Genomic DNA, 18,727 nt, shown 5'->3' with positions numbered 1-18,727 from the left:
CACGTGGTTCGGGTCAAACCGTCCAGACATCGATTTCGTTTTGCCGTCCTCGGAGCTTGATCGGCTTTCGGTGCGCGAACCTGGTTGCAGGTTCGCTGGCGTCCCCGTTCAGCCCGGCCCGGCGCATCAGTTCCTCGCTGACGACGCATTTGCACCCGAGTTCGCGGGTCGAGGCTTCGAGCCTGCTCGCGACGTTGACCGTGTCGCCGACAACGGCAAACTCCAGTCTGCGGGACGGACCGATATCGCCCAGGATCACCGGCCCGAAGTGAACGCCGATCGACACGTTGACCGGGACCTGTCCGTGCGCTTCGCGGTCCTTGTTGAAGCTTTCGGTTTCCTCGATCAACTGCATGGCTGCCTTGAGCGCGTTGGCCGCATCGCCGGGGCCGGTTTCCGGTGTGCCGAATGTCGCCATGACCCCGTCGCCCAGGTATTTGTCGAGCGTACCGCCGTTCTGGAAGATCGATCGCTCCACGAAGGCATGATAGTGACGCAGCAGCTCCATCACCTCCTCCGGTGAATGGTCTTCCGCAAATTTCGTGAAGCCGACGATGTCGGTGAAGAGGACGGCGACGTCCTGCGTGCGCACCGCGCCGATATCGCGATCGGTGGATGCCAGAACATCGACGAGGCTGGAGGGGAAGTATCGCGACAGGTTCGCGCGCTCGGCGGCAATGTTCGCCTGGCGCATCAAAAGCTGGTTGGAGCGCCATCCCTTGATGGCGAGGATCGCGGCGACGATCAGCATCACAACCAGTTCCTGAACGCGCACCCCGGGTTGAACGCTGTTCGGGTCCAGTTCGTCTTCTATAAGGGGATATCCTGCAAATGCACTCGCCGCAGCGGTGCTCAAATCCGGTATCTTGTGTCCTATCCAGGAAACACCGACGGAACCGAGCAGCCAGAGCACGACAATCCAGGTGCCCATTGCCCAGACAGTCCGATACGAATAGGCCAGCGTCCCGAGTGCAAGGAAAATGAAGAAGTAGATGAAATTGTCGAACCGGTACATGAAGGCCGTCGGCACTTCCTGGCTCAGGAAGGGGTTCGGTGTGACGAACAGGAGTGTCAGCAGGCCGATATCTGCAAAGATCAGCAACAGCTCGGACTTCGAGTACCCGACACTCGCAAGGCGCAGTTGCAGCCAGCCAAGGGCGATGAACATCAGCAGCGTGGCTTCGTAGAAGAGCACGCTCGGGCTGAAATTCAGAAAGGGCAGCAGGAGCCCGATCAGGATCAGCGCGACCGTCCGGGCAATGATCGCCAGCCGGTGCCCCTCCATCTTTTCCTTTTCGAGCGCCTGAGCCAGGAAGGGGTTTGAAAGGGCCTGCTGTCTTTCTTCTTCCTGCATCACGCGCAGGCGTTCGAGAAACCTGAGTGGCTGGGGTAGTCTGAGGGCCGGCATGCTCGCTCCGTGTCGCGGTCGGTACGGGCAAGGATATCATTCAAATGAGTCCGGACTGAAACGATTTCGGCACGTGCCGGGTGTGACATTCGGCGCGCATGGCCGTGCCGAAACCGGGTTCGGGACAGCCGCGCCGTGATGGGAACCTTGGCGAGTCCCCTTAGGGTACGGCCCCATAAATGAAGCCGATTTGGCGGCAGAAATGGCAAAATCTCGCGAGGAAGCGTGAGTAGAGCGGGCTTTTTGCCCGGTCAAGCGCGGTGACGCTGCGAGGTGAGGCCATTTTGCCGTCCTTCGGATTTGGCCGTTTCAGCCATCTGCAGCGTCGCGAAAGGCTTGAAAATGCACCACATTTCCTGCGCTTTCACTTCTCGCAGTTGGTCAAAACGATCCAAACCAAATTGACTTCATTAAGGGGTCCGTACCCTAAGTTACAAAGGGCCCTTGCCGGCTATTGCCTTGCACAAGGCAGACTGTGCGCGCGATGTCTGGTGCTATCCGGATGGGCCAACGGGCAAGCCTAAAAAAATTCAGTTTTGAAAAATCGCAATGTATCAATCAGATAGCCCCGGGGCCAAAAACGAGCGGCAATCCCGGGCGTTGCAAAAGTCTGGTCACGCAAAAAAGTCATCGAAAAACGGAGTGTCGGCGTCATGAGGACGTTCGATATGCTCATGAGCGATGGTCAGTTCTTCGATGGCAATATCCGTGTCACCGGACGCGCCGTCTGCGGAAAACTCCGGATCGAATCCTTCCTCGGCATCTTTGCTGCCGGCGTTCTTGAAATTGAAGTCGAACGTGTCGCCGCCATTGCTGCGGTCCAGTGTTTCATAGGTCCATTTGATCTCTTCGTAGTTGAGCGAGACTTCGGGCATGTTTCTCTCCTTGAGTGTTGATGACGCAACGGTATCTCTGGCCGCGGTTTTGGTCTGTGACCCAGATTACAGCGTGAAGTTTTGCCGGTCGGCGCAGGAATTTGCCACGCGCTCCAATCCTGTCAGGTGCGAAATCGCACCAGGGGGCGGAAGGGAACACTCACGGAGTTTTGCCTTGCAGGCGTCCGGTCTTCGGCAAAAGATCGGCCCGGTTTCAATCAGGGCCTTCCGGATGCGCGCGTTTTTGTTGTCGGTCTTCCTTCTCGTTATTTCGCTGCCCGCACTCGCCTGCGGCCCCCAGACGCGTTGCGAGGTTGCGGGCGGGTATTACCTTGCGGCAGCACCGGATGGCTGGGACGGCAAATCCCCCCTTGCACTCGTCGTCTATTTCCACGGCTGGAACAGTTCGCCGGAAGCCACTTTCCGCAACAAGGCGATGGTCAACGGCGTGACCGGCCGCAACGCTCTTTTCATCGCGCCTTTTGCCGAGCGCGGCTATTGGCGTCAGATCGGGGAGGGCAGGGCGGAACCCGGCCGCGACGAGGCGGCCTTCATTCGAGCCGTGCTGCAAGACGTGCGCAAACGCTGGCCGGTCGATGAAGACCGAACGCTGGCCTCGGGCTTCTCGCGCGGGGCCTCCACGGTGTGGAACGTCGCCTGCTACATGGGCGATGAATTCCGGGGCTATGCCCCCATCGCCGGTGGTTTCTGGAGATCGAACCCGGAGACCTGCCCGAGCGGGCCGGTCAATCTGCGGCACATTCACGGCCTTGCCGACGGTGTCGTCGCGTTTGACGAGATCGGCATCTACAATTCCATGGCAATAACGGATGGAATTGACATTCTTTCAACGCTGAACGGGGTCTCGGGTGAGAGCCGGGCCGTCGACAGCGGCGACCGGCGTCTTGACTGCGAGCGCTGGGACAGGAGCCGCAGCGGACGCGTGCTCGAATTGTGTCTGCACGAGGGAGGCCATTCCATTCCGGCCGAGTGGGTTGCCCAGGGCCTGGATTGGCTGGAGGTTCTTCCGGACGGGTCCTGACGGGAAGCGGCATGGCAAGACCGTGTGCTCAACAGAGCCGAAGCGGCTCGCGTGGATGCGCGGACCGCTTCGTGGCTTTCGTGGTTGGAAACGCAGGTCAACCTGCCATCCGGGCATGGTCTTTCCAGCCTGCCTGATGTCTGGTGCTCCTGAGTGCCAGAGCACACAGGACGCCAAGCACTCCTTCGATCGCAAGCGCGAGCAGGATCGCCTCCGACGGCACCCCATCGAATGCGATACCCAGCAACCGGCCGGCCGCGTAGGCGAGGAAGACGGTGGTTCCGAGTGCGGCGGAAACCCGTGTCCATTGTTCCTTCATGGCCCCGATAGCTATCAGGGCGCCAAGCACGGCAAGGTTGGCACCCGGTGCCCTCAATTCGCTGTAGAGGTCCGCGCTGGCAGGAAGCACGATCCCGTAGGATCCGTAGAAGGTATCCGGTGTCATCGCAATGGCCGCGCCGATCCCGGTTGCGAGCGCGCCGGCAATACCGAGCGTCAGTCTCGTGACCAAGGCGTTCATGTCGGTCTCCTTCGCGACTGTGGGTTCAGGCTGCATTGGACCAGGCACCGGCCCGGGCGGCTTTCGCGGCAAATTCGGCGAAATCGCGCGGTTTGCGGCCGAGGGCACGTTCGACGCCATTGGTCACGTGGGCGTTGCGCCCGTCGAGCGTTTCACGCGCGATTGTCTCGAAGACATCCGCGATAAACGGCCCTGCCGCCTCCGCGACGCCCGCGCGGAAATCTTCGAAGCTGATCGGGATGTGCCTGACCGGGTGCCCGGTTGCCGCACCGAGTTCATCGGCCATCTGCGCGAAGCTCATGAGGCGTGGGCCGGTGACTTCGTAAAGCTGGCCCGTGTGCCCGTCTTCGGTCAGCGCCGCCACGGCGACATCGGCAATGTCGTCGATATCGATGATCGGTTCCAGAACATCACCGCCCGGCATCGGCAGCACGCCGTCGAGCACGGGATCGCGCAGGTAGCCTTCGGAAAAGTTTTGCGCAAACCAGGCTGCACGGATGAGCGTGTAGTTGACGCCGGAGGCGCGGATCACCTCTTCGCCGAGCCGGGCATGATGTTCGCCGCGCCCGGTCAGCATCACAAGGTGTTCGACGCCGGCTGCCTTTGCAGCAGCTGCAAGCGCCTCGACTTTTTCGACGGCACCCGGAATGGCAATGTCCGGAAAATAGGTGACATAGGCGCGTGCGATGCCGTCCAGCGCCGGGTTCCAGGTCTCCGGCCTGTCCCAGTCGAACGGGATGGCCGCGCCGCGTGAGCCGCGCCGGACATTTACGCCCTTTTGATCAAGAAGATTGGCAACGCGCGAACCGGTCTTTCCGGTGGCGCCGATGATGAGGGTAGGTCTGGTCTGCATTGGATTTCTCCCTTGGGTGAAATGATGACCAAGAGATAGAAAATCGGGCGTTTGCGGTATTGACTGCGCGTGCCACAGTTTTGATCCGCCGCGCCAAACCGGCCAATGGCGGCCATAGGTTTGCCGGGATCAGGCGTGCTGGACGGCCCGCCGGAAGTTGGCCGGTGTTTCGCCGCGCCAGCGTTTGAAGGCGCGTGTGAAGGCACTCTGTTCGGCAAAGCCGGTGAGAAACGCGACTTCGGCGAGCGCGTAATCCGTGCGCCTGAGCAGCCGGACCGCCAGCTCCTGGCGCGCCTCGTCGACAAGGTCCTGGAAGGCGTGGCCCTGTGCCGCCAGCCGCCGCTGCAGGGTGCGGCCGCTCAAGCCGAGGCGCGCGGCGACATCGGCAACATTCGGCACGCCTTCACTCAAGGCGCGCGACACGAGATTGCGCACGCGGCCATCGAGTTCCTGTTCTTCGGGCAACTCGGCGATTTCCCTGTCCATGTGGGTATCGAAGAAGGCGGAAATGCTCGGATCGCCCAGCTTGTTCGGTGCAAGGAGATGATCCTTCGACACCTCGATCGCGTCGCGATCCGCATCATAGTGGACCGGGCAGCCGAAATAGTTTTCATGCGCGGAGAGATCGTCCGGACCGGAATGCTTGAAATAGACCGCGTCGGGCGAAAACGGCTCTTTCGACACTTCCCGGCTGATCTGGGTGACGGCGACAATCGTCTGCTCGTTCGACAGGCGCATGCCGAGATGGCGCGCGCCGGCGCGGTTGAGCGTCATGAAGAACCGGCCATGCTCCTCGACGCACTGATAGGTCGAAACGCTGGTCAGCACCCGGGCATAACGTTCTGACCGCTGGTAGGACCCGCGCAGGTCGATCGCCGATTTCCAGGCCAGCCCGAACGCGCCGTAATCGTCACAGCGCATCGAGGACCCGACCCGGATCGGCACGGAGGCCCCGTGCGGATCCTCCCGCGCCACCCGCTCGCACAGCGCGTAGTAGTCCGTGTCCGGCACCATCTGCTTGGGGTCAATGGCCGCATCCGGATCGACGCCGACGGACCGGTACAGCGCACGCCTACGCACAGCCCCGGAAGGCTCCCCCGCAACCGCCACATCAATCACCTTTTGCGCAAACAAGGCCGAAATCTGTCCCATGGAGGAAAGTATAGCGGAGGGAAGGGAAAGTTCGAGGAGGTTTCAGTTCAATGAAAATCCCGGCTCGGGAACAGTTTCTTGGCCTGGTCGCGCGGGTGCATGGCGCGGGGTTTGGGGGCGGCTGACTTGAGGTGGACCGGCACCTCGTCGGTCTTGCCGGTCATCTGGCCCAAAACCTCGTCATTGGGATGGCCGAGCAGGGTGAGCTTGTGCGAGCAGTCCTCGATGTGATCGGCGATCAGGTGCACGACAATGCCCTCGCGCTCCAGCCGCCCGGTCACCTTCAGGAGCCGCCCGCCGATGACGGCGGCCCGGTACTGCTCGTACATCTTCGGCCAGACGACCACGTTGGACACCCCGGTCTCGTCCTCCAGCGTGATGAAGATGACGCCGGACGCGGTGCCGGGGCGCTGGCGGGTGATGACAAGACCGGCAACGCAGACGCGCCGGGCCTCGTAAGGGGTCAGCCGTGCCAGCCGGTCATGGGGCGTCAGCTGCGGGATATGCGGCCGCAGCAGCTCCATCGGATGGGCGCGCAGGGTCAGGCGTGTGGCGAGATAGTCCTCCACCACCTCCTGGCCGAGATGCATGGCGGGCAGGAGGATATCCGGCTCGAAGATCGCCTCACCGTCGATCGGATCGTTGAACAGCGGCAGCGGTTTCGGGCTGCGGATGGTCTTCACCTGCCACAGCGCATCCCGGCGGCTGAGACCCATGCCGGCAAAGGCGTCGGCCTCCGCGAGGCGTTCCAGCGTCGCGGGCGGCACCCCGGTGCGAAGCCAGAGGGTTTCGGTATCCGGATAGCCGTTGCCGCGCGCGGCCACGATCCAGTCGGCGTCCTCCTCGCGCATGCCCTTGATCTGGCGGAAGCCGAGCCTGAGCGCCAGCGCGCCGTCGCTGCGCCGTTCCAGCGTGTTGTCCCAAAGGCTCGTGTTGACGCAGATCGGCCGGACCTCGACCTGGTGCTCGCGCGCATCGCGCACGATCTGCGCCGGGGCATAGAAGCCCATCGGCTGGGAATTCAACAGCGCGCAGGCGAACGCGGCCGGGTAGTGGCATTTCAGATAGGCCGAGACATAGGCGAGCATGGCAAAGGCCGCCGCATGGCTTTCGGGGAAGCCGTATTCGCCGAAGCCCTCGATCTGGCCGAAGCAGTTCTGGGCGAACTCCAGCTCATAGCCGCGTTCGATCATGCCGGCGATGAATTTCTCGCGCAACTGGCCGATCGTGCCCATGCGCCGGAAGGTCGCCATGGAGCGGCGCAGCTTGTCCGCCTCCGACGGCGTGAAGCCGGCGGCGACGACGGCGATCTGCATGGCCTGTTCCTGAAACAGCGGCACGCCGAGCGTCTTGCCGAGCACCTCCTCCAGTTCCTTTGACGGGAACCGCACAGGTTCCTTGCCCTGGCGGCGGTTGATGTAAGGGTGCACCATGCCGCCCTGGATCGGCCCGGGGCGGACGATCGCCACCTCGATGACGAGGTCGTAGAATTCGCGCGGGCGCATCCGCGGCAGAAAGTTCATCTGCGCCCGGCTCTCCACCTGGAAGACGCCGATCGCGTCGGCCTTGCACAGCATGTCATAGGTGGCCGTGTCGTCCTGGGGCACGGTGCCGAGGGTGAAATCCCGGTCATGGTGGCTGTCGATCAGGTCGAAACACTTGCGGATGCAGGTCAGCATGCCGAGGCTGAGCATGTCGACCTTGAGGATGCCGAGTGCGTCGATATCGTCCTTGTCCCATTCGATCACCGTGCGGTTTTCCATCGCCGCGTTCTCGATCGGACAGAGCGCGTCGAGCCGCCCCTGCGTGATCACGAAGCCGCCGACATGCTGGCTGAGATGGCGCGGAAAGCCGATGATCTCCCGGATAAGCTCGATGGTCTGGGCGATACGCCGGTTCTCCAGGTCCAGCCCGAGTTCCTTCATCCTTGTGTCGTCCGGCCCGCTGTTGGAACTGCCCCAGATCTGGCCGGAGAGCGCCGCGGTCACATCCGCGTTCAGACCCATCACCTTGCCGACCTCGCGAATGGCCGCGCGGGTGCGGAAATGGATCACCGTGGCGCACAACCCGGCCCGGTGGCGACCGTATTTCTCGTAGACATACTGGATCACCTCCTCGCGCCGCTCATGCTCGAAATCGACATCGATATCCGGCGGTTCGCCCCGGTGCTCGGAAATGAAACGTTCCGAGACCATGGTGATCGTTTCCGGTCCGACATCGGTGATGCCGAGCGCGTAGCAGATGATCGAATTGGCCGCCGAGCCGCGTCCCTGGCACAGGATGTGCCGGCTGCGCGCAAAGCGGATGATGTCATGCACGGTCAGGAAATAGGCGGCGAACTTGAGCTTGCGGATCAGCCGCAATTCCTTGTGCGCCAGGGTCTGCGCATGCTCCGGCACGCCGGCGGGATAGCGCATCTCCAGGCCTTCGAAGGTCAGCCGCTCCAGCCGGTCCTGAGGGTCTTCCCCGTCGGTGATCTCGTCCGGATATTGATAGGAGAGTTCCGACAGGTCGAAGCTGCAGCGCGTGGCGATTTCGACCGTGCGCCGGAGGGCCGCCGGATGGTGGCGGTAGAGGCGGGTCATGTCGGCGGCCGATTTCAGCCGCCGCTCGCCATTGGGCAGCGCCCGTGTGCCGATCCCGTCGATGGTGCAGCCTTCGCGCAGACAGGTCAGTACGTCGGCAAGCCGCCGCCGTCCGGCGTGATGCATCATGACGTCGCCGACGGCGACCATGGGCGTTGCGAGGGAATGGGCCACTTTCGCGCAGGTGCGGAACCAGGCCTGGTCGGTGCCGTCATAGCGGGGCGCCGCCCCCAGGAACACGTGGCCCGGAACCTCCTGGCGCAATGTGCGGATATGATCCCGGGCGGTCTTGGAAAACGCGTCCTGCGTGTGGCCGCCCTGGGGCAGGGCAATGAAGATGAGCCCCTCGGAGAACTTCACCACATCCTCGAACTCCAGGTGGCAGTCGCCCTTTTCCGCCCGCCGCTTGCCGAGGGTCAGGAGCTGGCTGAGCCGTTCATAGGCGGCCCGGTTTGTCGGCAGGGCGACGAAGTCGACGGGACTGTCGGTGAGCACCAGCCGGGTTCCGACGATCAGCCGCGGCAGTTTCAGGACCTCCGGCACGGGCAGGGGCGGGATCTCGTTCGTCTGCTGCCGGGAGGACGCGTCGATCTGCGAATGGGACCGCACGGGCACGCCGCCCTCGCTTGCCGCGCGCTTGATTTCCTTGAGCGCCGAATAGGCCCTGACGACACCGGCCAGGGAATTCCAGTCGGTGATCGCAATCGCTTCAAGCCCGAGTTCGGCGGCCCGTGTCACCAGCTCTTCGGGATGCGACGCCCCGCGCAGGAAGGTGAAATTCGAGGTCACGGTCAGCTCCGCATGCCGGGGAACGTCCCAGTGCAGGCTTTCGGGCAAGACGTGAGAGGTCATCGGCGGACCTCCCGCTTTCTGTCCGGGGCTTGCCCCGGAAGCCGGACCGCCCTGTTGTCTGCGCGCTGCCCCGGCCCGGAACCGGGGGCTTTTGAAGACAGGTGGTGTTTTGGTCCCGGCTCAAGGCCGGGACGGCGGGATTTTCTGATGTCATCCCCGATCAAACCGGTGATCACAGTTGAAGGTTGAGGCCGGGTAGACTGTATCGGGCGGGGGCATTGTCTCGCTTCCGCCCCCAAACCCTCATCCTGAGGAGGACCGTTAGGTCCGTCTCGAAGGATGGGCCAGACGGCACTGAACCTGCCGCCCATCCTCCGAGACAGCGCTGCGCGCTTCCTCGGGATGAGGGAGGATTTGCGGAACGGCTTCTGGCGGGGGCAGGGCGTTTGGGCAGATATCATCTGAATATCTCCCACTCTTTTTTCGTCCTCCCGGACGCAGCGCAGCGGAGATCCGGGATCGGGGAGCCGGGGAGCGCTATTGAGGCAGCAGTAAACCCGACAGGCTTGTGCCTCTCCGGTCCCGGCTCGCGCTGCGCACGTCCGGGATGACAATGGGGGGCGGGGTGAGGCACCAGGCAAACCCGGCAGGCCTGCACTTCCCCGGTCCCGGCGCGCGCTGTGTTTGGCTGGAACGGCGAGGAGCGCGCGCGTCACTGGTACACCCCTTTTTGTCTCCAAACCCTCATCCTGAGGAGGGCCGTTAGGTCCGTCTCGAAGGATGGGCCAGACGGCACTGAACCTGCCGCCCCGGTCCTGAACCGGGGCCATCTCCAGGCACGATCACAAAGAGGTCCCGGCCCAGGACCGGGACGGCGGGAGGAAAAGGAGAGGGCGGAGGAGCACATCATCCGAACTCCCCTTGGACATACCAGCCGGGGTTCTGCGGCGTGTGGAACAGCCACAGGCGCTGGCCCTGGCCGGTGGCGACGCGCCAGTAGTCGCGCAGGCCCCGTGTCCAGTCGTCGTCGCCTTCCCACCAGGCGGGTGTGATCCGTTCCGGACCTTCGGCCTGAAGCGTCGTCAGGGCGCGGCCGCGCCAGCGGAAGCGCGGCGGCGGGGTGGTGCCGGCTCCGGTGATCGGTTCTGGAGGAAACAGGCGCAACGGGCGCGGGCGCCGGTAGGGCCATGAGCGGACCGGCGCGCTGTAGGCCGCAGGCACCAGCTTGAAGCTGCGCTCCGGGATATGGCTGTCGACCGGAGTGAAGCGCTGGATGTTTTCCAGCCCGATCCGGTTGCCGAGCTGGGTGATGAGATCGGCCAGGCTGTCCTTTTCCAGGGTCTGCGACGGGGTCAGCTGACGGGGGCCGAGATCTTCCACCCGGGTGGCTTCCAGGCGGATCATGTCGATGCCGTAGCCGGCATCGACCGCACTGACCCCGCGTTCGAAAAGCGCCAGCATCCGGTCGCCGTCGCGCATCGGCCGGGCCAGGCGCAGTTCCACCGACTGGTTTTCCTGGTCCACTCTGCGGAAGGTCAGTTTCAGGCTGCGGGCGCCTTTCTGGGCCGTGTCCAGTTGCTCGCACAAATGGCCGATCAGCCGCTCCGCCCCGGCCATGACATCGTCCAAAAGGCCGATCGGATCGGGCAGGGTCATGCGCACGGCGAAGCTGGTATCTTCCTTCAGGGGCGAGATCTGTTCAGGAATATTTCCGAGCGCCTGGTCGAGGCGGCGCAGCACCTCCGGATCGTAGCGCCGTGCCACGCTTGCCCGCGGCAGGTTGTAGAGATCGGAGACCGTGGCAATGCCGAGCCGCTCCAGGCTGGTGCAGGTCTGGTCGGCAAGGCGCAGGGCCGCCAGCGGCAATGGGCCGATACGGGCAAGCGTTTCGCCCGGCCCGGCGATACCTTCGGCAAAGCGGGCCAGCGCCCAGGCGGTGCCCGGCGTTGAGGCAAGGCCAAGCCGGGCGGTGAGACCGGCCCGGGCAAGGCGGGCACGGATATCGTCAAGCAGGGGGGGCTCACCCCCCATCAGGTGCGCCGAGCCGGTGATGTCCAGAAACAGGCCGTTCAGCCCGTCGAGCCCGACCCAGGGACAGTAGCGGGTCGTCCACCGGGCCAAAAGGCGCAGAAAACGCTGGTCGGCCTTGGGGTCGGCGGGCCGGGTCAGCAGCCCGGGACAGAAGCTTCTGGCATGGACGAGCGTGATGCCCCTGTTGAGACCGGCGCTTTCCGCGCGCGGGCACAGATCGTAGACGCGTTCGGAATTGCGGTCGTAAAGGGTCAGGGCAAAGGGCGCGTCAACGGGATTGGCGCGGAGCGAGCGCTCAGCCGCCAGCCTCGGAAACCACAATGACACGATGCGCCGCTGCATCCCAACGTACTACCCATTCAGATAATGTTCCTGTTTTGTTCTTTATAATCGACCACAGCCAGGGAGTCGAGTCGTGGTCATTTTGCCAAGGGCCGGTTGAAGGGGACGTGGCCCGGCCATGCGTGCCGGAAGCGGGCAGGCCGGAGCAACGCCATCTGGTTTCCGCCGCGTTGCTGCCACCGCCTTCCGGCACCAGAAGGAGCGCCGTCGTGCCCCCGGTTTCGGCGGCGAGCTGCAGCCTGCGGCCTTCCGTCAGCCCGATCGGGTCGGTGATTTCGGCAACCACAAGTCCGACGGCGCCGGACCGGAGCGCGGTCTCCGCGCTGGCGAGCACGTTGAGCGGCGTGTCGGCGCGGGTGACCAGAAGCTTGCCCGGATCGCAATAGGGCGCAAGTCCCTCGGGATTGACCACGGGCCGCCAGCGTTCCGACACCCAGACGACCGGACCGCTTGCCTGGCCGGCCGTGATCGCGGCAAAGACAAGGCCGCCTTCCCCGCACACTTCATGGGCGCGGGCGCGTTTCAGCGGATAGGCGGAGGAAAACGGCAGGGACATGATCTGGCGGCAATGGCATCGGGTTAACGGTCCCTGTTGAACATAAGGCCAACCGCGTTGCCGTCAAAGCCGGATTTTGCAGCTCGCGAATCATGCCCGTGCCTGCCGGACGCGCAACGCCTGAAAACGCCATCAATTCAAGGTTGGAAAGAACCGTCACGATGTCCTCGAACGAGTGGCACAGCACCACCCGATAAGCCGACTAACCTTTCGATCGGGAAGATGGTGAACGTGGCGCAAAAGGTGCGTCGCTCAGGGCATATGCCAAGGTGGCCGCTCCGTCAGTTTTCCCAAAAAAGCGATTGAGAAAACCTTCATTGGCCGGAGTGTTTGCAAGTAGGTGCGAAGTTGTCTCCGTTCCCGATTGCGGACGCGGTTAAGGCGTGTTTAAATGTTCATATGAGCGTCATACAACGTTCATATGAAAACAATACGAAACGCAGGCGTTATCGTTTCAGGTGCCGGCAAAGCCATTGCGGCACCGAGAGAACCAACTGCTGACCGGGGCATATCGCCCTCCAATGTGGGAGCAAATAAACATGGCTTATCGTAAGACCGTCGCCAGCTTCGTTGCTGCGGCTGCCCTTCTGGGAACTTCCTCCGCTTCTTATGCAGCGACTGACATTGCCTGGTGGCACGCAATGGGCGGCCGTCTCGGCGAAGTCGTTGTCGACATCGCAAACGGCTTCAACGCCGACCAGAGCGCCTGCAAGATCACGCCGGTCTACAAGGGTACCTACGAAGAGACCCTGACTTCCGGCATCGCCGCTTTCCGTGCAGGCGAACAGCCGAACATCCTGCAGGTCTTTGACGCCGGCGCAGCGACCATCATCGGTGCCAAGGGCGCGGTCATCCCGGCCCAGGACATCCTTGAAAACGCCGGTGTCGGCTTCGACATCGAAGACTACATCGAAGGTGTCCGCAACTTCTACGCCGACAGCGACGGCAAGATGATCGGCATGCCGTTCAACTCTTCCACGCCGATCCTCTACTACAACGAAGATGCTCTGAAAAAGGCAGGCGTTGAAGCTCCGAAAACCTGGGAAGAATTCCAGGAGATCGCTCCGAAGCTGAAAGAAGCCGGTTACGTACCGCTTGCCCAGTCCCACCTGCCGTGGATCTTCACCGAGAACTTCAAGTCCCGTCATAACCTGCAGTTCGCGACCAACAACAACGGTTACGACGGTTCCAAGGACACCAAGCTGGTCTTCGGTGAGCCGATCAAGAACCACTTCACCGCCGTCAAGGGCTGGCTGGACGACGGCATGTTCGGCTACTACGGCACCGGCTGGGGCGACAACCAGACCCCGTTCAACGAAGGCAAGGTTGCCATGTGGCTCGGTTCTTCTGGGTCCTTCGGCGGCATCCAGAAAACCGTCGAGTTCCCGTTCTCCGCGACCTACCTGCCTTACTGGGATGCGGTTGACGGTGCCGGCACGGGCACATTCATCGGTGGCGCGGCCCTGTTTTCCATGGCCGGCAAGCCGGATGAAGAGAACAAGTGCGTTGCTTCCTTCTTCGAGTACCTGACCTCTCCGGAAGTCCAGTACATGTGGCACAAGGAAACCGGTTATGTGCCGATCACGACTGCCGCTTACGACCTGGCCAAGAAGGACGGCTATTACGAAAGCACCCCGGCCGCTGAAATCGGCATCAAGCAGCTGACCCTGCCGGGCGGCGACTGGACCAAGGGCTACCGCATGGGCTTCTACGTTCAGATCCGCGACGTCATGAACCGCGAATACGGCAAGATCCTGTCCGGTGAAACCTCCGTTGAAGACGCTTTTGCTACCATCGAAGAGGAAGGTAACAAGCTTCTCGAGCGTTTCTCCAAGACCACCGGCAACTAAGCCGGCCGGAGCCACTTGTCTTGGGGGCGCAATACCTGCGCCCCCATTTCCATGCTCATGAAGCGGGCCGGCCTTGTGACCGCCCGCTTCGCCGTTCCCGGCGGTCGAGCAACAATCAGGTCGCGGCTATATGAAAAAAGTCCAGTTCAAGTCCCCGTTGCTGCCCTATCTGCTGCTTCTGCCGCAGTTGGCCATCGTGACGATCTTCTTCCTGTGGCCGGCGGCCGAGGCGGTGCGCTCGTCCTTTTATCTTGAAGATCCCTTCGGCTTCGGGTCGACCTTTGTCGGCATCGACAACTTCACCGACACGCTGACGTCTTCCGACTATGGCCGGGTCGCGCGGTTCACCGCCGTCTTCACGTTTTTCGTGACCTTCCTGTCGCTTGGCATCGCCCTTCTCTTGGCGGTCAAGGCGGACAAGGTCATTCGCGGCGCGTCCAGCTACAAGACGCTGCTGATGTGGGTCTATGCGGTTGCGCCCCCGGTGGCGGGCCTCATCGGTGTGCTTCTGTTCGACCAGCATGTCGGGCCGATTGTCGATTTCTTCGCCATGTTCGGCTGGCAGATGCAGATCGGCGTCAACTATTTCGACACCAGCTTTGCCATGATCGTGACCTCCGTCTGGAAGCAGATACCGGTCAATTTCATCTTCTTCCTGTCCGGTCTGCAGGGCATATCCAAGTCCGTTCAGGAGGCGGCCAGCATCGACTGCCGCTCCGGTATGCGCAGGTTCTGGACCGTCACCTTCCCGCTTCTGGCACCGACCGGGTTCTTCCTGCTGATCATCAACATCACCTATGCCTTCTTCGACACGTTCGGCATCATCGACGTGATGGTGAAGGGCGAGCCGGGCAACAACCCGGTGACCCTCGTCTACAAGGTCTATCTCGACGGGTTCCGCGGCAATGACCTGGGCGGTTCGTCGGCACAGTCCGTCATCCTGATGGCCCTGGTGTTCATCCTGACAATCATACAGTTCCGCCTGATCGAGCGGCGTGTGCATTACACGTGAGGAGCCGGAAATGAAAAAGAACCAGATCTGGGACCACGTCATCCTGCTTGTCGGCGTTTTCTTCATGGTCTCGCCGGTCGTGCTGACCCTCATGACGAGCACGCACGATGCCATCACGGTCTACAAGGAAGGCGTTCAGTTCCTTCCCGGCGGCAAGTTCCTCGAAAACTACGAGACGGTCCTGTTCCAGGCCGGTGGCTTCACCAAGGAAGTCGACGGTTTCGTGATGCTCAAGAACTCGATGATCCTCGGCCTCGGCTTTGCCATCGGCAAGATCATCATCTCGATGCTCGCGGCCTACGCGATTGTCTATTTCCGTTTCCCGATGGCCTCGCTGTGCTTCTGGATCATATTCGCCACCCTGCTGCTGCCGCTCGAGGTTCGCATTCTGCCGTCCTATGAAATCGTTCAGCAGCTCGGCATGGTGAATACCTACTCGGGCCTGATCGTCCCGCTGATCGCGTCGGCAACCGGAACCTTCTTCTTCCGGCAGTTCTTCCTGTCGGTTCCGGACGAGCTTCTGGAAGCGGCCCGGATCGACGGTGCCGGCCCGTGGAAATTCTTCAAGGATATCCTGGTGCCGCTGTCGCAGACCATGATCGCGGCGATCTTCATCATCATGTTCGTGTTTGGCTGGAACCAGTATCTGTGGCCGACCCTGATGACCACGGATGAAAGCCTGTTCACGCTGGTGCGCGGCATCAAGCAGATCCTGCAGGTCTGGGTCGGTGCCCAGATCCCGGCGTTCAACGAGGCGATGGCGCTGGCGATCCTCGCGATCGTTCCGCCCGTGCTCATCGTGGTTATTTTCCAGAGCTGGTTCGTCAAGGGGCTCGTCGAGAGCGACAAGTGAGAAACTAGAGGTAACTTATGTCAACGATTACTCTCGACGCTGTCCGGAAGGTCTATGCCGGCAATGTGGAGGCCGTCAAAGGGGTCTCCATCGATATCGCCGACGGCGAGTTCATCGTGCTTGTCGGTCCGTCCGGCTGCGGCAAGTCGACCTTGCTGCGCATGATCGCCGGCCTGGAAGACATCACCACGGGTGAAGTCAAGATCGGCGACCGGCTCGTCAATGATGTCGATCCGGCCGATCGCGATATCGCCATGGTGTTCCAGAACTACGCGCTCTATCCGCACATGTCGGTCTACAACAACCTGGCCTATGGCCTGAAGAACAGGGGCATGGCAAAGGACGAGATCGACCGGCGCGTGAAGGAAGCCGCGCGCATTCTGGAAATCGGCGATTTTCTCGACCGCAGGCCGCGGCAGCTGTCCGGCGGCCAGCGTCAGCGTGTTGCCATGGGCCGCGCCATCGTGCGTGAACCCGCAGCCTTCCTGTTCGACGAGCCGCTGTCCAACCTGGACGCCAAGCTGCGCGTCCAGATGCGTGTCGAGATCAAGCGCCTGCAGCGCTCGCTCGGCACCACCAGCGTCTACGTTACCCACGACCAGCTGGAGGCCATGACGCTCGCGGACCGCCTGATCGTCCTGAACGGCGGCAACATCGAACAGATCGGTGCCCCGATCGATGTCTATGACAAGCCGGCCTCGACCTTCGTTGCCAGCTTCATCGGCTCGCCGGCCATGAACCTCTTGAAGGTCAAGGCAGGTGAAAACGGTCTGGCCGGAGAAGAAGGCGGCGGCCTGTCCGGTCAGAACACCAAGGGACGCGACCGCTACACGATCGGCATCCGGCCCGAACACCTGGAAGTCACCGATGCTCCGGGTGGCGGCGACGGCGTCGCGCTGGAAGTGACGGTGAATGTTCTGGAGCCGATCGGCGCGGAAAGCTTCCTTTATGCCAGCCTCGTCGATGACGGACCGGAAATCGTCGTGCGCGTCTCCAGCCATGCCAAACATGAACCGGGCGAGAAACTGTTCCTTCATGCCGCTGCCGAAAACGTCCACTTCTTCGACGTGGACACGGGACGCCGGATCGACTGAACATCGCCGGGCTTTTGGCGGTTACGGAACGAGCGCGCTCTGCGTTTCGAAAGGTCACTCCGGGAAACCGGGGTGGCCTTTTGGCTTTCTTCCTGACGGTCCTTGTCAGGAGAGTGGCAGGAAGAGGCTGGGACGGGAGCTCAGCTTCTGGCAAAGACGGGGGAAACGCACCGTGACACAAAAGGACCGACGATGGAGCCATTCAAGAACAAGATCTCGCCGGAACTTGTAAAGTGCCTCGGGCTGCATATCGAGCGGCATCTTCCAGGCTTCGACCGTGCGTCCTATGAAGCTGTCATTCTGGCTCAACTGGACCGGCTTGAACTGAAACAGCGCGCCCGGCTGATTGCCGATGCGACCGGCAGGATCCTGCCCGAGACGCTGGACGCGAAATTTCACATTCTGAGATCGATCCTGCACCCGCTGGAAAACGAGGGCGTCGACCGGGCGAGCGACGCCGAGGGTATCAGGGGCTGGGGGATGATGCCGCTCGGCATGGTCGTCACCGATTTCGGCCTGGAGGATTTCGACAAGTCCTTTGCCCTTTTGAAGGAGATGACCAAGCGCGCGACGGCCGAGTTCGAGGTGCGCCCGTTTCTCGACGCGGACCAGGCAAGGGCGCTTGCCATCATGACACCCTGGGTCAGGGATGAAAGCGTCCATGTCCGCCGCCTGGTGTCGGAAGGCACCCGTCCGCGCCTGCCCTGGGGCATGCGGCTGAAGAAGCTTGTCGAAGACCCGACACCGACCCTGCCGCTGCTGGAAGCACTAAAGGACGATCCGGAAGAGTATGTCCGCCGCTCCGTTGCCAATCACCTCAATGACATCGCCAAGGATCATCCGGACCTTGTTGCCGGTCTCGCCGCACGCTGGTTGAAGGGCGCGGGCACCAACCGGCAGAAGCTGGTGCGCCACGCCTGCCGCTCTCTCATCAAGCAGGGCCATGCCGCAACGCTGACGGCATTCGGGCTGAACCCGCCAAAGATCAAGGTGGATGGCCCGAACATCAAGACGCCCCAGGTCGCCTATGGCAGCGCTGTCTCGTTCGATGTCGCGCTGAGGTCATCCGGCAAGCGCGCACAGGATCTCGTCATCGACTACCTGGTACATTTCAAAAAGGCCAACGGGACGCTCGCCCCGAAAGTCTTCAAATGGACGAAAGTCAAACTGGAGCCGGGAGAAACACTGTTCCTGTCGCGCGATCACGCTATCCGGCCGATCACCACGCGGGTTTACTACGGTGGAACGCAGGCCGTGAGCCTCAGGATCAACGGCAAGGATTTCGGATTTTCGGAATTTGAGCTGGTGATGGATGGGGACTAGAAGAAATCCTTCTGAAGCTTCATCCTGAGGAGCGTGCCCGCACGCGTCTCGAAGGATCGGTCACATACAGGGTGTCATCCCGGTTTGCCGTATCGACGGCAAGAGCGGGACCCAGCAATCCGTGCGGTTGGTGAGTGATAAAGACGGTCAGGCAAGCGGATACTGGATCCCTGCCTTCGCAGGGATGACAAGGAGAGACTGCGCCACAGGCGTTTCCACCTCTCATCCGCAAGACCTCATCCTGAGGAGGACCGCAAGGCCCGTCTCGAAGGATCGGCCGCACACAGGGTGTCATCCCGGTTTGCCGCATGGGCGGCAAGACCGGGAACCAGTAATCCGTGCGGTTGGTGAGTGATAAAGGCGGTCAGGCAAGCGGATACTGGATCCCTGCCTTCGCAGGGATGACAAGGAGAGACTGCGCCACAGGCGTTTCCACCTC

At 62.3% G+C, this 18,727-nt stretch carries 14 protein-coding genes; 6 read left to right on the top strand and 8 right to left on the bottom strand.

All coding sequences use genetic code 11. The annotated features are described in order from the left end of the window. Nucleotides 1–13 precede the first annotated feature (13 nt). Nucleotides 14–1,408: an adenylate/guanylate cyclase domain-containing protein gene (locus RBB49_RS08960; protein WP_306142406.1), complete on the bottom strand. Its 1,395-nt coding sequence runs from the start codon at nucleotides 1,406–1,408 to the stop codon at nucleotides 14–16. Nucleotides 1,409–2,022: 614 nt separating this feature from the next. Beyond that, nucleotides 2,023–2,283, bottom strand: coding sequence for a hypothetical protein (locus tag RBB49_RS08955; RefSeq protein WP_306142405.1), 261 nt, complete (start codon nucleotides 2,281–2,283; stop codon nucleotides 2,023–2,025). A gap of 232 nt (nucleotides 2,284–2,515) precedes the next feature. Between RBB49_RS08955 and RBB49_RS08950 the strand changes: the two genes are divergently transcribed. After that, nucleotides 2,516–3,325: a PHB depolymerase family esterase gene (locus tag RBB49_RS08950; RefSeq protein ID WP_306142404.1), complete on the top strand. Its 810-nt coding sequence runs from the start codon at nucleotides 2,516–2,518 to the stop codon at nucleotides 3,323–3,325. Nucleotides 3,326–3,422: 97 nt separating this feature from the next. On the opposite strand, the gene RBB49_RS08945 is transcribed toward RBB49_RS08950, so the two are convergent. The 6 genes from RBB49_RS08945 to RBB49_RS08920 all read right to left on the bottom strand — a co-directional run bounded on the left by RBB49_RS08945 (nucleotide 3,423) and on the right by RBB49_RS08920 (nucleotide 12,156). Further along, nucleotides 3,423–3,845, bottom strand: coding sequence for a DUF4345 domain-containing protein (locus RBB49_RS08945; protein ID WP_306142403.1), 423 nt, complete (start codon nucleotides 3,843–3,845; stop codon nucleotides 3,423–3,425). Nucleotides 3,846–3,870: 25 nt separating this feature from the next. Further along, a complete protein-coding gene (locus RBB49_RS08940) occupies nucleotides 3,871–4,698 on the bottom strand; it encodes an NAD(P)H-binding protein (protein ID WP_306142402.1) in 828 nt (275 codons plus the stop codon). A gap of 129 nt (nucleotides 4,699–4,827) precedes the next feature. Continuing rightward, a complete protein-coding gene (locus RBB49_RS08935) occupies nucleotides 4,828–5,778 on the bottom strand; it encodes an AraC family transcriptional regulator (protein ID WP_306142401.1) in 951 nt (316 codons plus the stop codon). Nucleotides 5,779–5,897: 119 nt separating this feature from the next. Continuing rightward, nucleotides 5,898–9,287 (bottom strand): error-prone DNA polymerase, encoded by a 3,390-nt coding sequence (locus RBB49_RS08930; RefSeq protein ID WP_306142400.1) that lies wholly within the window; start codon nucleotides 9,285–9,287, stop codon nucleotides 5,898–5,900. A gap of 846 nt (nucleotides 9,288–10,133) precedes the next feature. After that, on the bottom strand, nucleotides 10,134–11,585 hold the full coding sequence (locus RBB49_RS08925) for a DNA polymerase Y family protein (RefSeq protein WP_306142399.1): 1,452 nt from the start codon (nucleotides 11,583–11,585) through the stop codon (nucleotides 10,134–10,136). Next, on the bottom strand, nucleotides 11,554–12,156 hold the full coding sequence (locus RBB49_RS08920; protein ID WP_306142398.1) for an ImuA family protein: 603 nt from the start codon (nucleotides 12,154–12,156) through the stop codon (nucleotides 11,554–11,556). The genes RBB49_RS08925 and RBB49_RS08920 overlap by 32 nt, the downstream gene beginning before the upstream one ends. A 521-nt stretch (nucleotides 12,157–12,677) precedes the next feature. On the opposite strand from RBB49_RS08920, the gene RBB49_RS08915 reads away from it, so the two are divergent. The 5 genes from RBB49_RS08915 (at nucleotide 12,678) to RBB49_RS08895 (ending at nucleotide 18,288) form a co-directional block, all read left to right on the top strand. After that, a complete protein-coding gene (locus RBB49_RS08915; RefSeq protein ID WP_306142397.1) occupies nucleotides 12,678–14,006 on the top strand; it encodes an extracellular solute-binding protein in 1,329 nt (442 codons plus the stop codon). Between the two features lie 130 nt (nucleotides 14,007–14,136). Further along, nucleotides 14,137–15,018, top strand: a complete 882-nt coding sequence (locus RBB49_RS08910; RefSeq protein ID WP_306142396.1) for an ABC transporter permease subunit — start codon at nucleotides 14,137–14,139, stop codon at nucleotides 15,016–15,018. Between the two features lie 10 nt (nucleotides 15,019–15,028). Further along, nucleotides 15,029–15,871, top strand: a complete 843-nt coding sequence (ugpE, locus tag RBB49_RS08905; RefSeq protein WP_306142395.1) for a sn-glycerol-3-phosphate ABC transporter permease UgpE — start codon at nucleotides 15,029–15,031, stop codon at nucleotides 15,869–15,871. A 17-nt stretch (nucleotides 15,872–15,888) separates the two neighbouring features. Next, nucleotides 15,889–16,965, top strand: a complete 1,077-nt coding sequence (locus RBB49_RS08900; RefSeq protein WP_306142394.1) for a sn-glycerol-3-phosphate import ATP-binding protein UgpC — start codon at nucleotides 15,889–15,891, stop codon at nucleotides 16,963–16,965. 192 nt (nucleotides 16,966–17,157) lie between these two features. Further along, complete coding sequence (locus RBB49_RS08895; protein ID WP_306142393.1) at nucleotides 17,158–18,288, top strand: DNA alkylation repair protein; 1,131 nt, start codon at nucleotides 17,158–17,160, stop codon at nucleotides 18,286–18,288. Nucleotides 18,289–18,727 lie beyond the last annotated feature (439 nt).

It is taken from the genome of Roseibium sp. MMSF_3412, assembly GCF_030733265.1.
Classification (GTDB): Bacteria; Pseudomonadota; Alphaproteobacteria; order Rhizobiales; family Stappiaceae; genus Roseibium.
The sequence above is the reverse complement of the archived record's forward strand: the minus strand, read 5'-3'. Positions and strand labels throughout refer to the sequence as shown.